At 60.7% G+C, this 19275-nt stretch carries 15 protein-coding genes; 5 read left to right on the forward strand and 10 right to left on the reverse strand.

Translation table 11 applies throughout. The features are described from left to right. The first annotated feature begins 17 nt into the window (after window positions 1-17). A complete protein-coding gene (locus NH461_RS00645; protein WP_261601455.1) occupies window positions 18-395 on the forward strand; it encodes a hypothetical protein in 378 nt (125 codons plus the stop codon). Window positions 396-432: 37 nt separating this feature from the next. Next, complete coding sequence (locus tag NH461_RS00650; RefSeq protein WP_261601456.1) at window positions 433-894, forward strand: ATP-dependent Lon protease; 462 nt, start codon at window positions 433-435, stop codon at window positions 892-894. Between the two features lie 113 nt (window positions 895-1007). Here NH461_RS00650 and NH461_RS00655 read toward each other — a convergent pair whose 3' ends face one another. The 4 genes from NH461_RS00655 to NH461_RS00670 form a co-directional block, all read right to left on the reverse strand. Beyond that, on the reverse strand, window positions 1008-3335 hold the full coding sequence (locus NH461_RS00655) for a Tex family protein (protein WP_261601457.1): 2328 nt from the start codon (window positions 3333-3335) through the stop codon (window positions 1008-1010). 164 nt (window positions 3336-3499) lie between these two features. Continuing rightward, window positions 3500-4771, reverse strand: a complete 1272-nt coding sequence (locus NH461_RS00660) for an NAD(P)/FAD-dependent oxidoreductase (protein WP_261601458.1) — start codon at window positions 4769-4771, stop codon at window positions 3500-3502. Between the two features lie 26 nt (window positions 4772-4797). After that, window positions 4798-6264 (reverse strand): Na+/H+ antiporter NhaC, encoded by a 1467-nt coding sequence (gene nhaC, locus NH461_RS00665; protein ID WP_261601459.1) that lies wholly within the window; start codon window positions 6262-6264, stop codon window positions 4798-4800. 93 nt (window positions 6265-6357) lie between these two features. Further along, window positions 6358-7311, reverse strand: coding sequence for an ornithine cyclodeaminase family protein (locus NH461_RS00670; protein WP_261601460.1), 954 nt, complete (start codon window positions 7309-7311; stop codon window positions 6358-6360). A gap of 130 nt (window positions 7312-7441) precedes the next feature. On the opposite strand from NH461_RS00670, the gene NH461_RS00675 reads away from it, so the two are divergent. Next, a complete protein-coding gene (locus NH461_RS00675) occupies window positions 7442-8233 on the forward strand; it encodes an AraC family transcriptional regulator (RefSeq protein WP_261601461.1) in 792 nt (263 codons plus the stop codon). Between the two features lie 56 nt (window positions 8234-8289). Here the strand turns inward: NH461_RS00675 and greB are convergent, their stop codons facing one another. From greB to NH461_RS00690, 3 genes are all read right to left on the reverse strand, one after another. Then, on the reverse strand, window positions 8290-8760 hold the full coding sequence (gene greB / locus NH461_RS00680) for a transcription elongation factor GreB (RefSeq protein WP_261601462.1): 471 nt from the start codon (window positions 8758-8760) through the stop codon (window positions 8290-8292). Between the two features lie 204 nt (window positions 8761-8964). Then, the gene (locus NH461_RS00685) at window positions 8965-11067 is read right to left on the reverse strand and encodes a methyl-accepting chemotaxis protein (RefSeq protein WP_261601463.1); all 2103 of its coding nucleotides are present in this window, start codon (window positions 11065-11067) and stop codon (window positions 8965-8967) included. Further along, a complete protein-coding gene (locus NH461_RS00690) occupies window positions 11064-12107 on the reverse strand; it encodes an SGNH/GDSL hydrolase family protein (protein WP_261601464.1) in 1044 nt (347 codons plus the stop codon). The genes NH461_RS00685 and NH461_RS00690 overlap by 4 nt, the downstream gene beginning before the upstream one ends. A gap of 413 nt (window positions 12108-12520) precedes the next feature. Here NH461_RS00690 and ompR point away from each other — a divergent pair, with 413 nt between their 5' ends. Continuing rightward, on the forward strand, window positions 12521-13240 hold the full coding sequence (gene ompR / locus NH461_RS00695) for a two-component system response regulator OmpR (RefSeq protein WP_261601465.1): 720 nt from the start codon (window positions 12521-12523) through the stop codon (window positions 13238-13240). A gap of 14 nt (window positions 13241-13254) precedes the next feature. Continuing rightward, window positions 13255-14592, forward strand: coding sequence for a two-component system sensor histidine kinase EnvZ (gene envZ / locus NH461_RS00700; protein ID WP_261601466.1), 1338 nt, complete (start codon window positions 13255-13257; stop codon window positions 14590-14592). A gap of 107 nt (window positions 14593-14699) precedes the next feature. Here the strand turns inward: envZ and NH461_RS00705 are convergent, their stop codons facing one another. The 3 genes from NH461_RS00705 to trmH all read right to left on the reverse strand — a co-directional run bounded on the left by NH461_RS00705 (window position 14700) and on the right by trmH (window position 19213). Beyond that, window positions 14700-16067, reverse strand: a complete 1368-nt coding sequence (locus tag NH461_RS00705) for a uracil-xanthine permease family protein (protein ID WP_261601467.1) — start codon at window positions 16065-16067, stop codon at window positions 14700-14702. A 315-nt stretch (window positions 16068-16382) separates the two neighbouring features. Next, window positions 16383-18464: an ATP-dependent DNA helicase RecG gene (recG, locus tag NH461_RS00710; RefSeq protein ID WP_261601468.1), complete on the reverse strand. Its 2082-nt coding sequence runs from the start codon at window positions 18462-18464 to the stop codon at window positions 16383-16385. A 32-nt stretch (window positions 18465-18496) separates the two neighbouring features. Next, a complete protein-coding gene (gene trmH, locus NH461_RS00715) occupies window positions 18497-19213 on the reverse strand; it encodes a tRNA (guanosine(18)-2'-O)-methyltransferase TrmH (protein ID WP_261601469.1) in 717 nt (238 codons plus the stop codon). Between the last annotated feature and the right edge of the window lie 62 nt (window positions 19214-19275).

The raw sequence follows: 19275 nt of genomic DNA on the forward strand, positions 1-19275 counted from the left end.
TTCGGAGAGGAGCCATAATGACAATAGGAATAGTTACAAAGACAACAGGATACATGCCGGGGATGTTGCAGGCATCGTCGGAGCAGCGGGCGTTGTCTGCTTCATCTTCGGATAAGCAGGACAGCCGTGCGGGCCGCGGCGCCGATACGGTCTCGTTGTCGAGCGAGGCGAAGCGACTTCAGCTTGCAGACGCCCGGGTAGAAGAGGCAAACAATAAGAATACAGAGGCTGGTGACATGGCCCAAACGACGAAGAAAGCCGAGTCGTTTGCCTATGGGGCGCTAGGATTGGATCACCCTGAAGCGGTTCAGCAATACGATGACGACTACTATAGTGCCGGGAAGGGATTGTCGGCACTGGGTACGGTCGCGACGGTACTGCTGGCAGTGATCTGATGCCCCCATCAGCTGATGTCCGGAGAAGTACATCAGCATGATCGTTTCCCCAACACAAGCCGGCGTGCCGACCATCGCGCCTTCCGTGAACCCGCCAACCGAACAGGCTGCGCGGGATAACCGCGTTCGTGAAAAAATTGTCCCCCCGACCGAGACTACGGCGTCGGCCCGGGAAAAACCGCTCAGCAGTGATGAGAAGCAGCTGAAAAAACCGGCCTGGGATCCCAGTGAGCATCCGGATTATCACGAGGCGGTGGTGCGTGAGCAGCAGTATGGCTACCAGGATGATCTGGAGCAACTGGTCAAAGCCCTGTCTGCCGACACCTATTTGCGTGATGTCGGCGAGCTGGGTTATTCGATGCACATTCAGCTGCCGCGTAATCTGCTGGAAGAGCTGGAGAAAATCAGCGAAGTGGAGCGGATCAAAGGAGTGGTGGCTCACCGCTATGCCCAGGCGACGGTGCCGAATCCGCCGACGGAGTATCTGGTGATCCTCTAGCGTATCCCCGGTCACGACTGGCACGACACACTGAGATCAAAAAAGAGCCGGCATGATGCCGGCTCTTGTCGTTTGGCGCGCTCACCACCGACGATATCGGTGGTTGGCGCGGGTTACTTCTTCTTGGCGTTGGCAAAAGCCGCGGCAAAGGCGCCGCCCATCGCGCTGTTGTCCGGCTTGCCCGTGTTGCGAGCGCCTGCGTTGCGAGCGCCGGTCGGGCGGGCCTGGCCTTGCGGTTGCGGCTTGCGGGCTGGTTTGTCCTGGCCCGGCTCATCGCTGAGGCGCATCGACATACCGATCCGCTTGCGCTGCAGATCCACTTCCATCACCTTGACCTTGACGATGTCACCGGCCTTCACCACCTCGCGCGGATCCGAGACAAACTTGTCGGACAGCGCCGAGATATGCACCAGACCATCCTGATGAACCCCGACATCGACAAAGGCACCGAAGTTGGTCACGTTGGTGATCACCCCTTCCAGCACCATGCCCGGGATCAGATCTTTGACCTCATGCACGCCTTCGGCGAAGGTGGCGGTCTTGAACTCCGGACGCGGGTCACGGCCCGGTTTGTCCAGCTCGCGAATGATGTCGGTGACGGTCGGCAGGCCGAACTGCGCATCGGTGTATTCGGCCGGTTTCAGACCCTTGAGGAAGTCACTGTTGCCGATAATGGCATCGAGCGCCTTGTCATTTGCAGCGGCGATGTTTTTCACCACAGCGTAAGATTCCGGGTGCACCGCCGAGCTGTCGAGCGGGTTCTTGCCGTTCATGATCCGCAGGAAACCGGCACACTGTTCAAAGGCTTTCGGCCCCAGACGCGCCACTTTCTTCAGCGTGGTGCGGGCATCAAAGCGGCCGTTTTCATTCCGGTAGTTCACGATGTTCTGGGCGATAGTACCGTTCAGGCCGGCGACGCGGGTCAGCAGCGCCGCTGAGGCGGTATTCACATCGACGCCGACGGCGTTGACACAGTCTTCGACCACGGCATCAAGCCGCTTGGCCAGCATGCTCTGGCTGACATCGTGTTGGTACTGGCCCACCCCGATGGATTTTGGATCGATTTTCACCAGCTCGGCCAGCGGATCCTGCAGGCGGCGGCCGATGGATACCGCGCCGCGCAGGGACACATCCAGGTTCGGGAATTCATTGGCAGCCAGCTCAGACGCGGAGTATACCGAGGCACCGGCCTCGCTCACCATCACGCTCTGGACTTTCAGGTTGTTCTCTTTCAGCAGCGTGGCGACAAAGCTGTCGGTTTCCCGCGATGCGGTGCCGTTGCCGATGGCGATCAGATCGACGTTGTGCTTGGTGATCAGCGCCAGCACCGTTGCGGCCGATTGGGCCACCTGGCGTTGCGGCTGGTGCGGATAAATGGTTGCGGTATCAAGCAGCTTGCCGGTTTGATCGACCACGGCCACTTTACAGCCGGTGCGCAGACCCGGGTCCAGCGCCAGGGTGATACGCGGACCGGCCGGCGCGGCCATCAGCAAGTCTTTCAGGTTGTCGGCAAACACCTGCATGGCACCGTCTTCGGCTTTTTCGCGCAGGGCACTCAGCAGCTCGGTTTCCATGTGCATCAGGATTTTGATCCGCCAGGCCCAGCTGATCACCTGCTTGCGCCAGCTGTCGGCCGGTTGGGTGCCGAGGGTGATGCCGTAATGATCGGCGATCATCACTTCGCAGTAGGAGCCGCGGGTGCCCGCTTCCTGATTCGGATCGGCGTTGAGGGTCAGTTGCAGCACGCCCTCGTTGCGGCCGCGGAACAGCGCCAGGGCGCGGTGCGACGGGATGTTTTTCAGGGTTTCGCTGTACTCAAAGTAGTCTTTGAACTTGGCACCCTCTTGTTCTTTGCCGTCGACGACGGCGGCGCTCAGCTCGGCCTGCTGTTGCAGGTGGCGGCGGATTTTATCCAGCAGCGCGGCATCTTCGGCAAAACGCTCCATCAGAATGGCGCGGGCACCGTCGAGGGCTGCTTTGGTATCCGCTACGCCTTTGTCAGCGGCAACAAAAGCTGCTGCCGCAGCTTCCGGTGACTGGCTCGGATCGGTCCACAGGCTGTCGGCCAGCGGCGCTAAGCCGGCTTCGATAGCAATCTGGCCTTTGGTGCGGCGCTTGGGTTTGTACGGCAGGTACAGATCTTCGAGCCGGGTTTTGCTGTCTGCGGCCTGGATTTCGGCTTCCAGCGCCGGGGTCAGCTTGTTCTGCTCACTGATGGATTTCAAAATCACCTGGCGGCGATCTTCCATTTCCCGCAGGTAACCGAGGCGGGACTCCAGGTTGCGCAGCTGGGTATCATCCAGCCCGCCGGTGACTTCCTTACGGTAACGGGCAATAAAAGGGACTGTATTGCCGTCATCGAGCAGGGTCACGGCGGCCGTGACTTGCTCTGGGCGTACCGCCAGTTCATGGGCAATCGTCTGGTTGATCGGGTTGCTCATCCGTTCATTCTCTTGTTGTCGTTTGTGCCTCCATTCTACGGGTGAATGGGGCGGAGGCAAGTTGAGAACCGTCAGGTGTCTGTCAGTGTGACCCCGGTGCCGTGATTGCCCGGGGTCCGGCGACGGGGCGGTGATCCAGGGAGCATCAGTCCGGGGCAACTGGCTTAGAAGCGGTCGACCCGGAACGGGGCCGGATCGATGGCCGGTGGCTGACCGCGCAGCAGGCTGACCACCAGCTCGGCACTGACAGCTGCCTGGGTCAGCCCCAGGTGCTGGTTGCCGAAGGCAAACAGCAGGCGCGGGTGACTCGGGTGACGGTCAATCACCGGCAGGGAGTCCGGCAGCGTCGGCCGGTGGCCCATCCATTCGCTGATTTTCAGGCTCGGGTCGGCCAAGTGCCGGAGTAACTGGCTGCTGTGGTGGCGTAGGGCTGCAAAGCCCCGGGCCAGCGGCGGCAGGGACAGGCCACCGATTTCGGTGATCCCGACCACCCGCAAGCCGCTGTCGAGCGGGCTCATAACAAAGCGGCGTTCGGCGGAGCCGATGGGATGGTTCAAGGTGAGATGGTCAGCCTCAATTGTCAGGTGGTAGCCGCGCTCGGCTTCCAGCGGCACGGTGAGCCCGACTTGCTGCAACAACGCTTTGCTCCAGGCCCCGGTGCAGATGATTGCCTGCTCAGCATGGAAACTGGCACCGTCAGCGGTCTCAAGCTGGATCCGGCCGGCTTGCGGGGTGATGTTGCGGATCTCCTGGCGAAGAAGCTGGCCGCCGCGGGCTTCAAACGCAGCCAGCAGGCATAGCGACAGCTGGTACGGGTCGCGGACCCGGCAGGCGTTCGGAAAAAACAGTGCGTGGCTGAGGCGCTCGGCCAGTGCCGGCTCCTTGGCGGCCAGCGCTTCGCCCTGCAGCAGCTCGGTCGGGATCCCCTGCTGGGCCAGAGATCGGGCATGGGCTCGGGCAGCCTCAAGCTTGTCGGGGGACTCCCATACCAGCAGATAGCCTGAGCGGACGAGTTGCTCGGTGGCGCCGATGTCGTCCAGGCAGCGCTGCCAGGCCGGAACTGCGGCCCGGTTCAGGGCCGTCAGGGCAGCCCGGCTGTGCGCAACGGCAGCCGGAGCGGCGGCGCGGATAAAGCGTGTCAGCCAGGGCAGGGCCCGGGGCAGGTAGCGCAGCGGCAGTGACAGCGGCCCGTTGGGATCGAGCCACATCGCCGGGGCGCTGGCCAACGTTGCCGGGGTGGCCAGCGGGTCGATGAGCTCGGTGGCCAGGTAGCCGGCATTGCCGAACGATGCGCCGGTACCCGGCGGGTTGCGGTCGATCAGGGTAACGGCATAGCCATGGCGCTGGGCTTCCAGCGCTGTACAGAGCCCGACGACACCGGCACCGAGGACCGCCAGTCGGCCCCGGGATGCTGCGGGTGAGGAGAGATTGGCCATGGTTGGATTTCCTTCTGGTCGTTGAATCATTGGGAGGGCGCGGCAGCAGGCGCAGCATCGTCATCGCGTGTCGAGGTTTGCGGGACCTGCAGGGAGAACCAGCCGGTCTGGGCATAGAGGATGCCGATTGCCGGGGACAGCCAGCAGGCAAACGCCAGCGGGATATACAACAGCGCGCTGTAATCGCCCGGGGTGACACTCAGGCCGAGGGTGCCCATCACAAAGGCGCCGCCGGCATTCCAGGGGATCAGCGGCGAGACCAGGGTGCCGCCTTCTTCAATGGCTCGCGACAGGTTGAGGCGGCTGTAGCCCAGTTTATCGTATTCCGGCCCGAACATCCGGCCCGGCAGGGCAATCGACAGATAGACATCACCGGAGACGGCATTGGTTGCAACGGAGGTCAGGATGGCATTGGTCTGCAAGCCGCGAAAACAACGGGTGGTGCGCATGATGGCGCCGACCACGGATTCCAGGCAGCCGGTGCGCTCCAGGGCGCCGCCGAAGGCGAGGGCGAACATCATCAGGGTGATCACCCAGGTCATGGAAGAAACGCCGCCGCGGTTGAGCAGGCTGTCGAGGGCCTGGGTGCCGGTGTCGATTTGAAAGCCGCTGTGGGCAAAGGTCAGGATTTCATTGAGGTTGTAGCCATACTGGTGGGCAGCCACTCCGGCGCCGAGGACAAAGCCGGTAAACAGCGCCGGAATGGGAGCGATTTTGCCAAACGCCAGCGCCATCACCACCACCAGCGGCAGCAGCGGCAGCAGACCCAGCGCAAAATGTGCTTCCAGTCCCTGGCGGATGTCGGTGATATGGGCCAGCTGCGACGGGTCGGCGCTGTTGGTGCCGCCGACAAACGCATAGATTGCCATGGCAATCAGCATCGCCGGGATGGTGGTCGGCATCATGTTGCGGATATGGGCAAACACATTGGTCTCGGTCACCGCCGCGGCCAGATTGGTGGTATCGGACAGCGGGGAGACTTTATCGCCGAAAAAGGAGCCTGAGACCACGGCGCCGGCGGTCCAGTAAGCCGGGATCCCAAACGCATAACCGATGCCGACCAGCGCCAGGCCGACGGTACCGACTGTGGTCCAGCTTGATCCGATCGACAGCGAGACCAGCGAGCAGAGCAGCATGGTTGCGGCCAGAAACCAGCTTGGGTCGATCAGGGCCAGGCCGTAATAAATCAGGGTCGGGACGGTGCCGCTGGCAATCCAGGTACTGACCAGCATGCCGACTACAATCAGGGTGGCGATCGACGGCATGGCGATGTGCAGCACGCGAAACGCACCGGCTTCAATGTCCTGCCAGCGCAGCCCCTGATACCAGCCGACCAGGGCGGTGAGGGCAAAACCAATCGCCAGGGCGATATGGGGGGTAAAATCGTCGTAGTAGAAAATCTGGATCGCCAGCAAGCCAATGGTCAAAAGAATGGGGATCATGGCCACACCGAGGTGCGGGGTGGCGGTAAAGTCTGAATTTTTCTGTGTCATCGTGCTGCATCCTTACATCAATCGATCCCGGGCGAGCCCGGTTGCAGGCGGGAGCCGGCGTCAGAGCCCCGGCTCCCGGAGGGCTGACGGTACTCAGGCGATGCTCTGGTAGGCCAGTATCGCGGCGGCGAGATCTTCGCGCGAATCGCCCACGGATTTAAAGGCCGTGATGGCCGTCTTCGGATCGGGCAAGGCCTGGCGGCCGGTGTGAGTGCCGCTGCACAGCTCGGCAAAGTCAGCGAGGATATGGTGCTCGTCGATGGCGCCATCCTGGATCGGCAGGATCAGCTCACCGGTTTCCGCCAAGGCGGCGGCTTTGACATCGACAAACAGCGCCGCCCGTTGCATGGCGTTGTTGTCGGCTTCGCGCATGGTCGGGGTGAAGCTGCCGACCAGATCGAGGTGGGCGCCGGGTTTGAGCCAGGCCCCTTGGACGATCGGGGTGGTCGACAGGGTGGCACAGCTGATCAGATCGGCAGCTCTGGCCACGGTTTCAAGCTGGTCCAGCGGGCAAGCCTGTGCCTCAATGCCCTGGTCGCGCAGCTCGGTCGCCAGTTGCTCGGCGGCGGCCGGGTTGATATCCCAGATATGCACGGTGTCGATCGGGCGAACACTCATGTGGGCCGGGATCAGGCGGCGGGCGACCCGGCCGGCACCAACCATCAGCATGCAGCGGGTGTCTTCGCGTGACAGATAACGTGAAGCCAGCGCCGATGCGGCGGCCGTGCGGCGGGCGGTGAGCTCATTGCCGTCAATCTGGGCCAGCAGCTGCCCGGTCTGGCCGCAGCTCAGCAGGTAGTGGCTGCTCAGGCCCGGCAGGTTGCGGGCGCTGTTGCCGGGAAACACATTGACCTGCTTGACCCCGAGGTATTCGCCGGGCAGCCAGGCAGGCATCAGCAGCAGGGTGGCATCCGGATTCTCCGGCACCGACAGGGTATGGTGGTGGCGGATCGGTGCGACCACATCACGGGTAAACATGGTGCGTAGCGCCTCGATCAGCGGTTGCCACGGCAGTGCGTCCTGGACTTGGTTCTGGTTGAGTTGCATTTCAGACTTCCTTCCCTGTTAATGTATTGTTATTTTATCGACAAATAAAACCGGGCATTTGCCTGAGACTATGATGTTGTTAGCTCAGACTCCTGAGCTGTTGCCAAGACGTGGAAAAGTGAGGGTTCGGGTGGAGCGTAGTCAGATCAGAAGGAATCTCATTGCCCGTCGGCAGGGCGATCATCAGCATGGCTTTGCCCAAGTGTTGCTGGGCTGGCGCGGGCAGATGGCGTGTGAGTTTGAGCGTGAACAGGGCCAGATTGGCCATGGCGGGATTGCGATTGTTCCCGACAGTGCGCCGCATTTTTTCAATGGCCTGAGTGAAGACAGTGAGTTGCTGGTGATCGATCTGGCGCCGGCCGATCCGTATCTCCAGGCGCTGGAGCAGGCATGTGAGCAGCCACTGCTGACCACCCTGTTCAGCCAGCCGCATTTTCTGACCTTGGCTCCGGACAGCCAGCCGCTGCTTGATTTTGCGGCCCACCAGTTACGTCGCGCCGGTGAGCAGGTTAGCCCGCAGCTGCATTGTCAGCTGATCTCATTGTTCCTGACCCAGTTCGGGCAGATGTCCGCGGCGCCGGTAGCGCGGGTACTGACCTCCGGGCGCCTTGACGCGCGGACGCTCGATGCCTATCTCGACCGGCACCTGTCGTCTTCGCTGAGCAATGCCGCGATTGCCCAGGCGATGCATTTAAGTGAAAGCCATTTTTACTGCCTGTGCCAGCGCCAGTTCGGCATGACGCCTCAGCAATATGTGATGCAGCGGCGGATGCGGCGGGCGCGGCAGTTGCTGCTGGAGACCCAGATGCCTCTGACCGAGCTGGCTGCCGAAGTCGGCTTTGCCCAGCTGTCCGGCTTTTCCCGCGCCTACAAACGGTTCTACAGTCAAACGCCCAGCGTGACCCGGCGCCGGACGAATTAACCCGACGCGGCGGTTGCTGAGAAAGCGCGGGATGGCCGGGATGAATGGGGGCGGCGTTAGCGGTAGCGAATGCTGTTGACGAACCACTCTTTTTTGCCGGCCGGGGTGCTGACCTCAAACTCGTCATCGACTTCTTTTTTCAGCAGGGCTCGGGCCATTGGTGAGTCGATAGAAATGTAGTCGTTGCGGCCGTAGATCTCGTCCGGGCCGACAATGCGGAAGGTTTTCACCTCGCCGTCTTCGTTTTCAATTTCAACCCAGGCACCGAAGAAGACTTTGCCGTCCTGCTGCGGCGAGTAGTCGACGACCTGGACCAGCTCCAGGCGCTTGCGCAGGTAGCGCACCCGGCGGTCAATTTCGCGCAGGCGCTTTTTATTGTACTGATAATCCGCATTTTCACTGCGATCGCCGAGGCTGGCGGCCCAGGTGACTTTTTTGGTGACTTCCGGGCGCTCTTCCTTCCACAGGAAATCGAGCTCTTCTTTGAGCTTGGTGTATCCCTCACGCGTGATTAAGTTGGTTTTCATGGTGTGGATCCGAATCTGGTTGTTGGCTGCGTAAATCTTCTAACGCTTTGACTCGCAGGTCAATCTCCGCGCTTGCAGGGCGACGGTTCAGCATAAAATCGGGGAAAGCGGGAAAGCTGCAAATTGCGGTGGCGTCGATGAAAAAGGCCACAGGGACAGTAGCCCCTGTGGCCTGGCTCGGATCAAGCGATGAACCGAGACGCGTTAGAACTTAAACTTGTTGAGCTTCTCTTCCACGTCGCTGGTTTGCGTCAGCATCCCTTGTGCTTCCTGGCTCGATGTTTCGGCACTTTGGGCGGCCTTGACGGTGATCTCGGTGATCGCATTGATGTTGCGGTTGATATCTTCCGTCACCTGATGCTGCTCCTCAGCCGCAGTGGCGATCTGGCAGATCATCTCCTGCATGGCAGCAGTGGTTGCCATCAACGCCTCAAGCTCCACGACGGCCGTTTTGCTGCTGTCGATGCTGCTGCGGCTATAGGACTGGCCGTTGGAAATCGCTTCAACCGTCCGCTGGATCTGGCTCTGGAAGCGGTCAATCATCTGCTGGATTTCTTGCGTCGAGTTTTGGGTCTTGGAGGCCAACTGGCGCACCTCATCGGCGACGACTGCAAACCCACGGCCATGCTCGCCCGCCCGGGCGGCTTCAATCGCGGCGTTCAGGGCCAGCAGGTTGGTCTGGTCGGAAATACTGCGGATCACCTCGAGAATGCTGCTGATCTGGTGGCTCTGGGTTTCCAGCTCCACAATCGTCTCCGTCGAGCGCTCCATTTCCTCGCCGAGCCGGCTGATCATGCTGGCGCTGTCATTGACAACATCGCTACAGCGGGTGATGGCCTGGTTGGCTTCCTCCACCGAGCTGGCCGTGTTGGCCACATTGTTGGCGACCTCGCTGGCGGTACAGGCCATCTCATTGATGGCGGTCGCGACCTGCTCTAACTCCTGGCGCTGTTGCTGGACGCCCTGGTGCGAGGTTTCGGCGATCCCGGCCGAGCGGTTGGCGGCCATGTTCAGGTTGTCAACCGAGCCGGCAATATCCCGGATCATGCCCTGAAGCGACGCCATCAGGATATTTAGTCCATGCATGAGGGCGCCGGTTTCGTCTTTTCGGGTGACGTCCAGCCGGTAGGTCAGATCGCCACCGGCTTGACCGAGCTGGCGGACGATATCGACGACCTGTTGGATCGGGGTGGAAATCCGTTTGGCCATGATATATAGCACCGCCAGGGCAAAGAGAGAGATCACCACACCGGCGATCAGCTGGCTGTTCAGAAATTCCCCGAACGAGGTCTTCAGATCGCGTTCCAGGGCATGGATATCCTCAAGCAGCTCGGCTTTAGGAACCGATATCCACAGCATCCACGGGGTATCCGTATTCCCGACCCGAATCGGCGTCACCAGGCTGGAGAAGTCTTCGGTTGAGTTCCAGATTTGCTTGCCGGCCTGGAACTGGGCTTGGCGCTGGCTCCAGTCGCTCAACACCTCACCGAGCGGGGAAACCGGGTTGGTATCCCCGGCGACGACGCCGCGATAGGTGATAATACTGATGTGGGAGTTCGGGCCGAATTTTTCGCGCTGCAGCTTGAGGGCCAGCTCGTTGATAAAGTTCACCGACAGATCAATCCCGAGCATGCCGATGGTCCGGCCGTTGACCTTGATCGGGGTCACCAGGTTGGCCATGAGCACCTGCTGGCCCTGGACATCATAGGCCCACGGGTCGATGAGGCAGCTGCGCCCGGTTTCCAGCGGGCACAGATACCATTCACTGACCCGGGTGCCGGTTTTGGTCCGGTCCTGGAGATAGAATCGATCGGAGTCCACCGATGAAGGCTTGAGCTGGTTATCGCTACTGCGGGTCCAGTAGACGTTGAACTGGCCTTTGCCGTCAATGGACTCATAAATGGCATCTTTGCCGTCCCAGGCATTGGGCTCGAACGCGATATAGGCGCCGAGGAATTTCTGGTTTCCGGCCAGCAGATCCCGGACCATCAGTGAGAGCGCTTCGCGGCTCAGCCTGTCTGGGGTGTCCGTCGCGCTTGCCATGCCTGACACGACACTGGCCAGGGCTTCGGCCGAGTTCATGGCCACCGAGAGCTGGTTCTGGATCTGTTCGGAGTGAAATTTGCTGGTTTCTTCCAGAAGCTCGGTCAGCGTACTATCGGCAAACGCGTAGGTTTTGTTGTGCACCATGCCTTCCAGCTGGGTCGAGTATTTCTGCCCGACCAACAGGACCGCGACCAGTGAGAAAAACAGGCAGCTGGCCGCACCAAGAATGATTTGGTGACGGATGGATTTGAGTGACATCATAATGCGATTCCGGTGTTGACGAGGCGGGCGGCATCTTTCGCGAGGATCTGATGCATGGCGGTCGTCGGGTGCAGGCCGTCCCAGTACAGGTTGTGGTTCGGCTGGGCAATCACCTTGCCGGTGGCGTAGCTGTAGGCTTCACCGGTGACATCCGTGATGGTGACTGCCAGCTCGGCATCATGGTACCGGCCGTTTTGTTTGACTGCGTTGATCACTTTGTCAAAGGTCGCAAACGCGTCGAAGTGGAAGATCGCGACTTCGGGATGGCTTGCGGCCAGCTGCTCCAGACCGGATTTCAGCGCAAGATTGTGCTCACGGATAAAGCGGGTGGCTGTGTTCTGCTGGCCGTCAAACCAAGGGGCATCGACAAAGTTTGGAATATTCGCCGCCAGGATGTGTGTTGCGCCGGCATCAATGAGCGATGCGATATCTTTGAGCGCCAAGGCCGCCGCCTGATCTCCGCTCTGGCCGAGATCGCCGAACAGGGTGAACCATAAGTTATTGGTCCCGCTCATGTAGCTCACGAGCTCATGGCCGCTGAACGGGCCTTTATGGTGGATGCGTTGCTGAATCTGCAGGCCGCTGTTGGACAGGACATCCAGCCCTGCGCTGGCCGAGAAGCCGTTGGCGGCATCAATGTCGATAAAGCGGCCCGGTCCGGACATAGCGCCGCCGACCGCCCAGTTGGTGCCGATCAGGGCCTTGCCCTGGTAGCGGTAGCTGACTTGCTGCCCATCCGGGCTGGTTAAGACGACGGTGCTCTTAATCTGGCCGTGGGCACGTGTCGGGGCCGGCATTTCGAGCTGTGTGGCGAGGTATTCGGTCCAGACCGGGCCGTTGCTGAAGCGGCCGTTGACGTTGGGCGCCTGGGCGCGGATACCGATATTGCCGTCGGTCGCCTGATTCATCTCGACGGTGATCAGGTGCTTGTTGCCCATATCGGACAGGCTGTCCCCGAAGTTGGTGATCGTTGTAAAGTCTGCGGCGTGAAGGCTCAGCGGAAACAGTGCAAGCAGTGCAGGTAATGTTAATTTGTTCATACGGTACTTATCTGTGTGATGGAGTGGCGGAAGCGTTGTTGTGTCGGGCAGGTGTGAAGTGACCTGTGCACATCAAAATGGTTGTCATGCGCGATTGGAGTATTCAAGCGTGCTCAGTGCAAGTGGTTTATTCTGTTGGATTATATAGAAAGGTTTCCTATTATCAAATTCATCAGCCTGGAAAGATGAATCTTTCGGTGGGTGAGTCCGTCTTGAACTATTAAGGGCCGGATGTGGTCAGTGGTGTGGGGAATTCACCGGAATGCGCTGCTTTTCGCCGGGATGGTAATCACGCGACATACTCTGTAACAATTTGGCGTATGATTTAGCAGCACGGTTGCGTGTCAGGGTACTGTTGTCGAGTAAGATATGAATAAATTTCGATACGATTGTCGATGCAGGTGAGATGAGATATGCAGGAAAATTTCAAGATTCTGGTGGTTGATGATGATATGCGCCTGCGGGCGTTGCTGGAGCGTTACCTGTCGGAGCAGGGGTTTCAGGTGCGTAGTGTTGCCAATGGCGAGCAGATGGACCGTTTGCTGTCCCGGGAGAATTTTCACCTGATGGTGCTGGACCTGATGTTGCCGGGCGAAGACGGTTTGTCGATTTGCCGCCGGCTGCGCAATGCCAACAACATGCTGCCGATCCTGATGCTGACCGCCAAGGGCGATGAGGTCGATCGGATTGTCGGGCTGGAAGTCGGTGCCGACGACTACCTGCCGAAGCCGTTTAATCCGCGTGAGCTGCTGGCCCGAATCCGGGCGGTGCTGCGTCGTCAGACCATTGAAGCGCCGGGTGCCCCGAGCGTCGACAGTAAGATCATCGAGTTCGGCGAATTCCGCCTCAACCTCGGTACCCGCGAGATGTTCCGTGGCGAGGAAGCGATGCCGCTGACCTCGGGCGAGTTTGCCGTGCTCAAGGCCCTGGTGACCAATGCCCGTGAGCCGATGTCCCGCGATAAGCTGATGAATATGGCCCGCGGCCGTGAGTATTCGGCCATGGAGCGCTCGATTGACGTGCAGATCTCGCGCCTGCGCCGGATGATTGAAGAAGATCCGAGCCGTCCGCGTTACATCCAGACCGTCTGGGGTCTGGGTTATGTGTTCGTACCGGACGGCAGTGAGGCATAAAGAAGGACGCGACCATGCGGATGTCCCCGCGCAGTACATTTGCCCGCACCCTGATCCTGCTGGCTGGCCTGTTGATAGCCAGCCAGATTTTTTCGTATCTGGCGGTGCTCAACTATGCCCTGCTGCCCAGCCTGAAGCAGTTTAACCGGATTTTGGCCTACGAGGTTCGGCTGATGCTCAAGGAAGATGTGGAGCTGGCCGACGGCCATACCTTCCACCTCGACACGCCGTTACGGCGCCAGTTGCTGGAGCAACTGGGCGTGACGCTGCATAGCGAGGAAAGCGAGTCGCTGGCGGAGTTTCGCGAGGCGACCCGGATTGATTATCTCAGTGAGGAGATGAGCCGGGAGCTGGACGCGCCGACCGAGGTCCGCCTGGTGCTGGGGGCCGACAGTTATGTGCTGTGGATGAAGTGCGATGCGATGCCGGGCTACCTGATGCGGATCCCGCTGTCGGAATTGCAGGAAGAGGATTTTTCGCCGCTGTTCCACTACAGCCTGATCATTGCGCTGATGGTGATTGCCGGGGGCTGGCTGTTTATCAAGATCCAGAACCGGCCGTTGGTGGCGCTGGAGCAGGCGGCGTTGCAGGTGGCTCAGGGCGGTACTCCACCGCATTTGCCGGAGCGGGGCGCGTCGGAGATCCGGGCGGTGACTCGGGCCTTTAACAAGATGGCGGAAGGGATCCAGCAACTGGAAGATGACCGGGCGCTGCTGCTGGCCGGGGTCAGCCACGATTTGCGCACTCCGCTGACCCGGATCCGGCTGGCAACCGAGATGATGTCGCCGGAAGACAGTTACCTGGCGGAGAGCATGATTAAGGACACCGAGGAGTGTAACGAGATCATTAGCCAGTTCATGGAATACCTCAAATCGACCAAGCAACTGGCGCAGGAGCCGCTGGATCTGAACAGTTTGCTGCAGGAAGTGGCCGAAGCCGAAGGCGGTTATGAGCAGGAAATTGCGCTGGCGCTGAGTCCGATCCCCGGGGTGGTGCAGGGCGATCCGGTGGCGATCAAGCGCTCGGTGGCCAACCTGGTGGTCAATGCGTTGCGCTATGGCCATGGCTGGGTCAAGGTGTCCAGCGGGGTGACGGTCGATCGCCAGACCGCCTGGTTCTGTGTCGAAGATGACGGGCCGGGGATTGCGCCGGATCAGGTGGCGAAGATGTTCCAGCCGCTGACCCGGGGCGACAGTGCCCGCGGCAGTGACGCGGAAGGGACCGGGCTGGGGCTGGCCATTGTGAAGCGGATCATCGACCAGCATGGCGGCAGTATTCTGGTGACCAACCGCAGCGGCGGCGGGTTGAAAGTGCAGATTGGCCTGCCGATGCAGAACGGTAAAAAACATTAAGATCCGGGCGCGCCGCGCGCCGGGTCAAAACAAATCGGATCAAAACGAAAAAGCGCCGGCAGTGATGCCGGCGCTTTTTTTATCGGTTGTGATTGCCGTGAGGCGAATTACTTCTCTTCCGGCAGCACCAGGTTCAGCACAATTGCGGTGATCCCCCCGGCAGCCATGCCGGAAGACAGGATGCTCTGGATCCATTCGGGCATGAACTGGAGGATTTCCGGTTTCTGGGCAATGCCCAGACCCATGGAAAATGACAGCGCCATGATCAGGATCGCCCGGCGGTCGAGGTTGCAGCGCGAGATAATCCGGACTCCGGAAGCCGCAATGGTGCCGAACATCACAATGGTGGCACCGCCCAGCACCGGCTCGGGGATCAACTGGACTAAATTGGCCACGCTTGGCAGCAGGCCCAGCAGTACCAGCATCCCGGCCACGAAGTAGCCGATGTAACGGCTGGCAACCCCGGTTAGCTGGATAATGCCGTTGTTCTGGCTGAAGGTGGAGTTCGGGAAGCTGTTCAGCACGGCGGCCAGCGCTGAGTTGACGCCGTCGGCCAGGACGCCGCCCTTGATCCGTTTCATGTACACCGGACCGGCAACCGGCTGCTCGGAGGTTTCGGACGTTGCGGTAATATCGCCGATGGCTTCCAGCGAGGTGATGGCAAAGACAATCACCAGCGGGATCAGCAGCGACCAGTCAAAGCCGAGGCCGTACTGCATCGGCAGCGGCACGGCGATCAGGTCGGTCTTAGCGACGTGGGCGGTATCGAGCATCCCGGTGCCCCACGCCAGCAGAGTGCCGGCGGCCATGGCAATCACAATCGAAGAGACGCGCAGGTACGGGTTCTTCACCCGGTTCAGCAGGACAATCAGGCCCAGCACAGTCCCCGCCAGCATCAGGTTATCCAGGCTGCCGAAGCTGCCGTTTTCAATTGCCGCGTAGCCGCCACCCATGGAGGTGAGGCCGATTTGGATCAGGGTCAGGCCGATCAGGGTGACGACGATCCCCGAGACCAGCGGGGTGATCACGCGCTGGGCATGTTGCAGCACCCGGGAGATCAACACTTCGGTCAGCGAAGCGGCCAGAATGGTGCCGAAAATGGCCGCCATCATGGTTGGAATATCTGCGCCGCCGGCTTTCATTGCCAACCCGGCACCGATGATCGGACCGAGGAAGTTGAAACTGGTGCCCTGGATCGACAGCAGCCCCGAGCCGACCGGGCCGATGGTGCGGATCTGAATGAACGAGGCAATGCCCGAGGCGAACAGTGACATGCTGACAATGGTGTTGGTGTCACTGGCCGGCAGGCCGAGGGCCTGGCAGATGATCAGCGACGGGGTGATCACCGCGACAAACATCGCCAAGAGGTGCTGAGTGGCGGCAAACAGGGTTTGCGGCAGTGGCGGCCGGTCTTCAAGGCGATAGATCAGATCGGATTTCTGCGGTGTTGCGATGTCGTCGTGTTGGCGTGTCATAGCCATGGTTTCCTTGATGGACTTCTAAATCCCCGGCGCTGCGCTGGATGGGCAAAGCCAGTGAGGGCGAATAATTCTGTGATTGCTGTTAGTCAGATCCGCCGGTTCACGGGAGAAGTGCGTGTGGGTGAAATTTTGTGCGCTATTGTAATTATCTGACAGAAAATAGCAAACGTTTGCGCTGAGTTGGGCAGACTTTTTTATCGTCCTGTCAGGGCGGTTCGGGAGTGGCTGTGGTGGCGGTGCTGCGGCCGGAAAGTGCACTTTCCGGCCGCATATGTGGGCTTTGGGGACAGCGCTGGTGCTGGGAACGGCTCAGGCGTTGGAGTAGTTCTCGCGCCGGCCGAGCCAGCGGGTAATGATGGCTTGGGCATTGTCCGGATAGCGGTCGTGAATATAGCGGGCCAGTTTCTGCACCTGCGGGATCAGATGCTGGTCGCGTACCAGATCGGCCACTTTGAAGTCGGCGAGGCCGGTCTGCTTGGTGCCCAGCAATTCACCGGGACCGCGGATTTCCAGATCGCGCTGGGCAATCACAAACCCGTCGCTGCTCTCGCGCAGCACACCCAGGCGTTTCTGAGCGGTTTTGGACAGCGGGGCATGATAGAGCAACACACAATGGCTGGCGACGCTGCCCCGGCCAACCCGGCCGCGCAGCTGGTGGAGCTGGGCCAGACCGAGCCGCTCTGGGTTTTCAATCACCATCAGGCTGGCGTTCGGGACATCGACCCCGACCTCAATCACGGTGGTGGCGACCAGCAGGTGCAGCTCGCCGTCCTTGAAGCGTTTCATCACCGCCTGTTTTTCAGCCGGTTTCATCCGGCCATGGACCAGGCCGATATTGAGCTCCGGTAGCTGGGCGGTCAGCTCGTCGGCAGTATCTGACGCCGCCTGGGCTTCCAGCACTTCGGATTCATCAATCAGGGTGCAGACCCAATAGGCCTGGCGGCCTTCATTGAGGCAGGCGGCGCGGATCCGCTCGACGATATCTGCCCGGCGGCTGTCGGGCACCGCCACGGTCTGGATGGGCGTGCGGCCCGGCGGCAGCTCGTCGATCACCGAGGTTTCGAGATCGGCATAGGCGGTCATTGCCAGGGTGCGCGGGATTGGGGTGGCGGTCATGATCAACTGGTGCGGATAGTGGCCGTTGTGGGCGCCTTTCTCGCGCAGCTCCAGCCGCTGATGGACGCCGAAGCGGTGCTGCTCATCGATGATCACCAGCGCCAGGTTCTGAAACACCACCTGCTCCTGGAACAGGGCATGGGTGCCGACCACCATTTTGGCTTCGCCGCTTTCAATCCGGGCCAGTTCGTTTTCACGGGCCTTGCCCTTGAGCTTGCCCGCCAGCCAGCCGACCTCGATGCCGAGTGGGTTAAGCCAGTTGGCAAAGTTCAGCGCATGCTGCTCGGCCAGCAGTTCGGTCGGGGCCATCAGTGCTACCTGATAGCCGTGCTCAATCGCGCGAATGGCGGCCAGGGCTGCGACCAGGGTTTTTCCCGAGCCGACATCCCCCTGCACCAGACGCATCATCGGATGGGGCCGGGCGAGGTCGGTTTCGATATCGCCGACGACCCGCTGCTGGGCACCGGTCGGGCTGAACGGCAGGCTGGCGAGCAGCTGCTGTTTCAGGGTGTGGCTGGGCGGCAGCGGCCAGGCCAGATGTTGCTGGCCTTTGCTGCGCACGGCCAGCATCGACAGGTTCTGCGCCAGCAGCTCTTCGAGGATCAGCCGTTGCTGGGCCGGGTGTTTGCCTTCTTCGAGTTGATCGAGGGAGACATCCGGGGTGGGCCGGTGCATAAGGTGCAGCGCTTCGGCCAGGGTCATCTGGCGATCGTAGAGACCTTCGGGCAGCAATTCGCTGACTGCGGCCTTGTCGAGCAGGGCCAGCGCCTGATCGGTCAGGTTGCGCAGAGTGAGCTGGCGCAGGCCGTCGGTGGTCGGGTAGACCGGGGTCAGGGTTTCCTCGACGCTGAGTTCGGTCGGCTCGGAAAACACGTTGTAGTCGGGGTGAATGATCTCCAGCCCGTGCTGGCCACGCTTGATCTCGCCATAGGCTTTGACCTGCTTGCCTTCGGCCAGGCTGTTTTTCATTGCCGCGTTGAAGTTGAAAAAGCGTAGGGTGGCGCTGCCGGTCTGATCGCTGATTTTGACCGTCAGCATCCGCCGTTTGCCGAAGCTGATGTTGTTGCTGATCACCTCGCCCTGAATGGTGAGGTGCTGACCGGGCAGGGCCCCGGCAATGGGCCAGATCCGGGTGCGGTCTTCATAGCGGAGCGGCAGGTGAAACAGCAGGTCCTGCACGTTGTGCAGGCCGATTTTTTCCAGTTTTTCGGCCATCTTGGCCCCGACGCCGGAGAGTTCTGTCAGGGCGACGCTGTCAAGGAGTTGTCCGCTCATCGCTATTTCCGCTGATTAGTTATTTCCGTTGGTTAGTGACGCTTTGGTTTACGTTTTTTGGGCTCGATGGCCTGCATGGTCTGCCACCACTGCTCGTCTGCGACGATCTGACCGTGCTCGTCCAGTGGCGGATACGGCAGCCCCTTGCGCTGGGCCACCTTGGCCAGCACCGGATGGCCGCGTTCAAACAGGATCCGGTGAACCACATCGTCCGGTAACGGCGTGGTGGTGCGATCGTACATCCCGGCGGCCTGACGCTGGCGCTGGGCTTCATAGAGGATCAGGGCGCTGGCCACCGAGACATTGAGCGACTGTACCATACCGACCATCGGAATGATGATATCCTGATCGGCCAGTGACAGCGCTTCAGCGGTGATCCCATTTTTCTCGCCACCGAGGATAATCGCCGTCGGCAGGGTGTAATCCACCTCACGAAAATCAATCGCGCGCTCTGACAGGTTGGTGGCAACCACCTGCATGCCCTGGGCTTTGAGGGCGGCGACCGCGTCGACCATGGAGTCATGGGTGTCCAGCTCGACCCAGTTGCGGGCACCGGCGGAGGTATGGCTCAGCACGCGCATGTCTGCTTTCGGCCACACGGCATGGACTTTGTGGACACCGACCGCATCGGCGGTGCGGATGATCGCAGACACGTTGTTGGGCTTGTGCACTTCTTCCATGCAGACGGTCAAATCCGGCTGGCGGGTGGCCAGGACCGACTGGATCCGTTGAAAACGTTCGGGTGACATACTGTTCTATCGTCTTTTTGAATAAAGAAAACGCCCGATAACGGGCGTTCGTCAACAGGCGG

It is taken from the genome of Photobacterium sp. TY1-4 (assembly GCF_025398175.1).
GTDB lineage: Bacteria > Pseudomonadota > Gammaproteobacteria > Enterobacterales > Vibrionaceae > Photobacterium.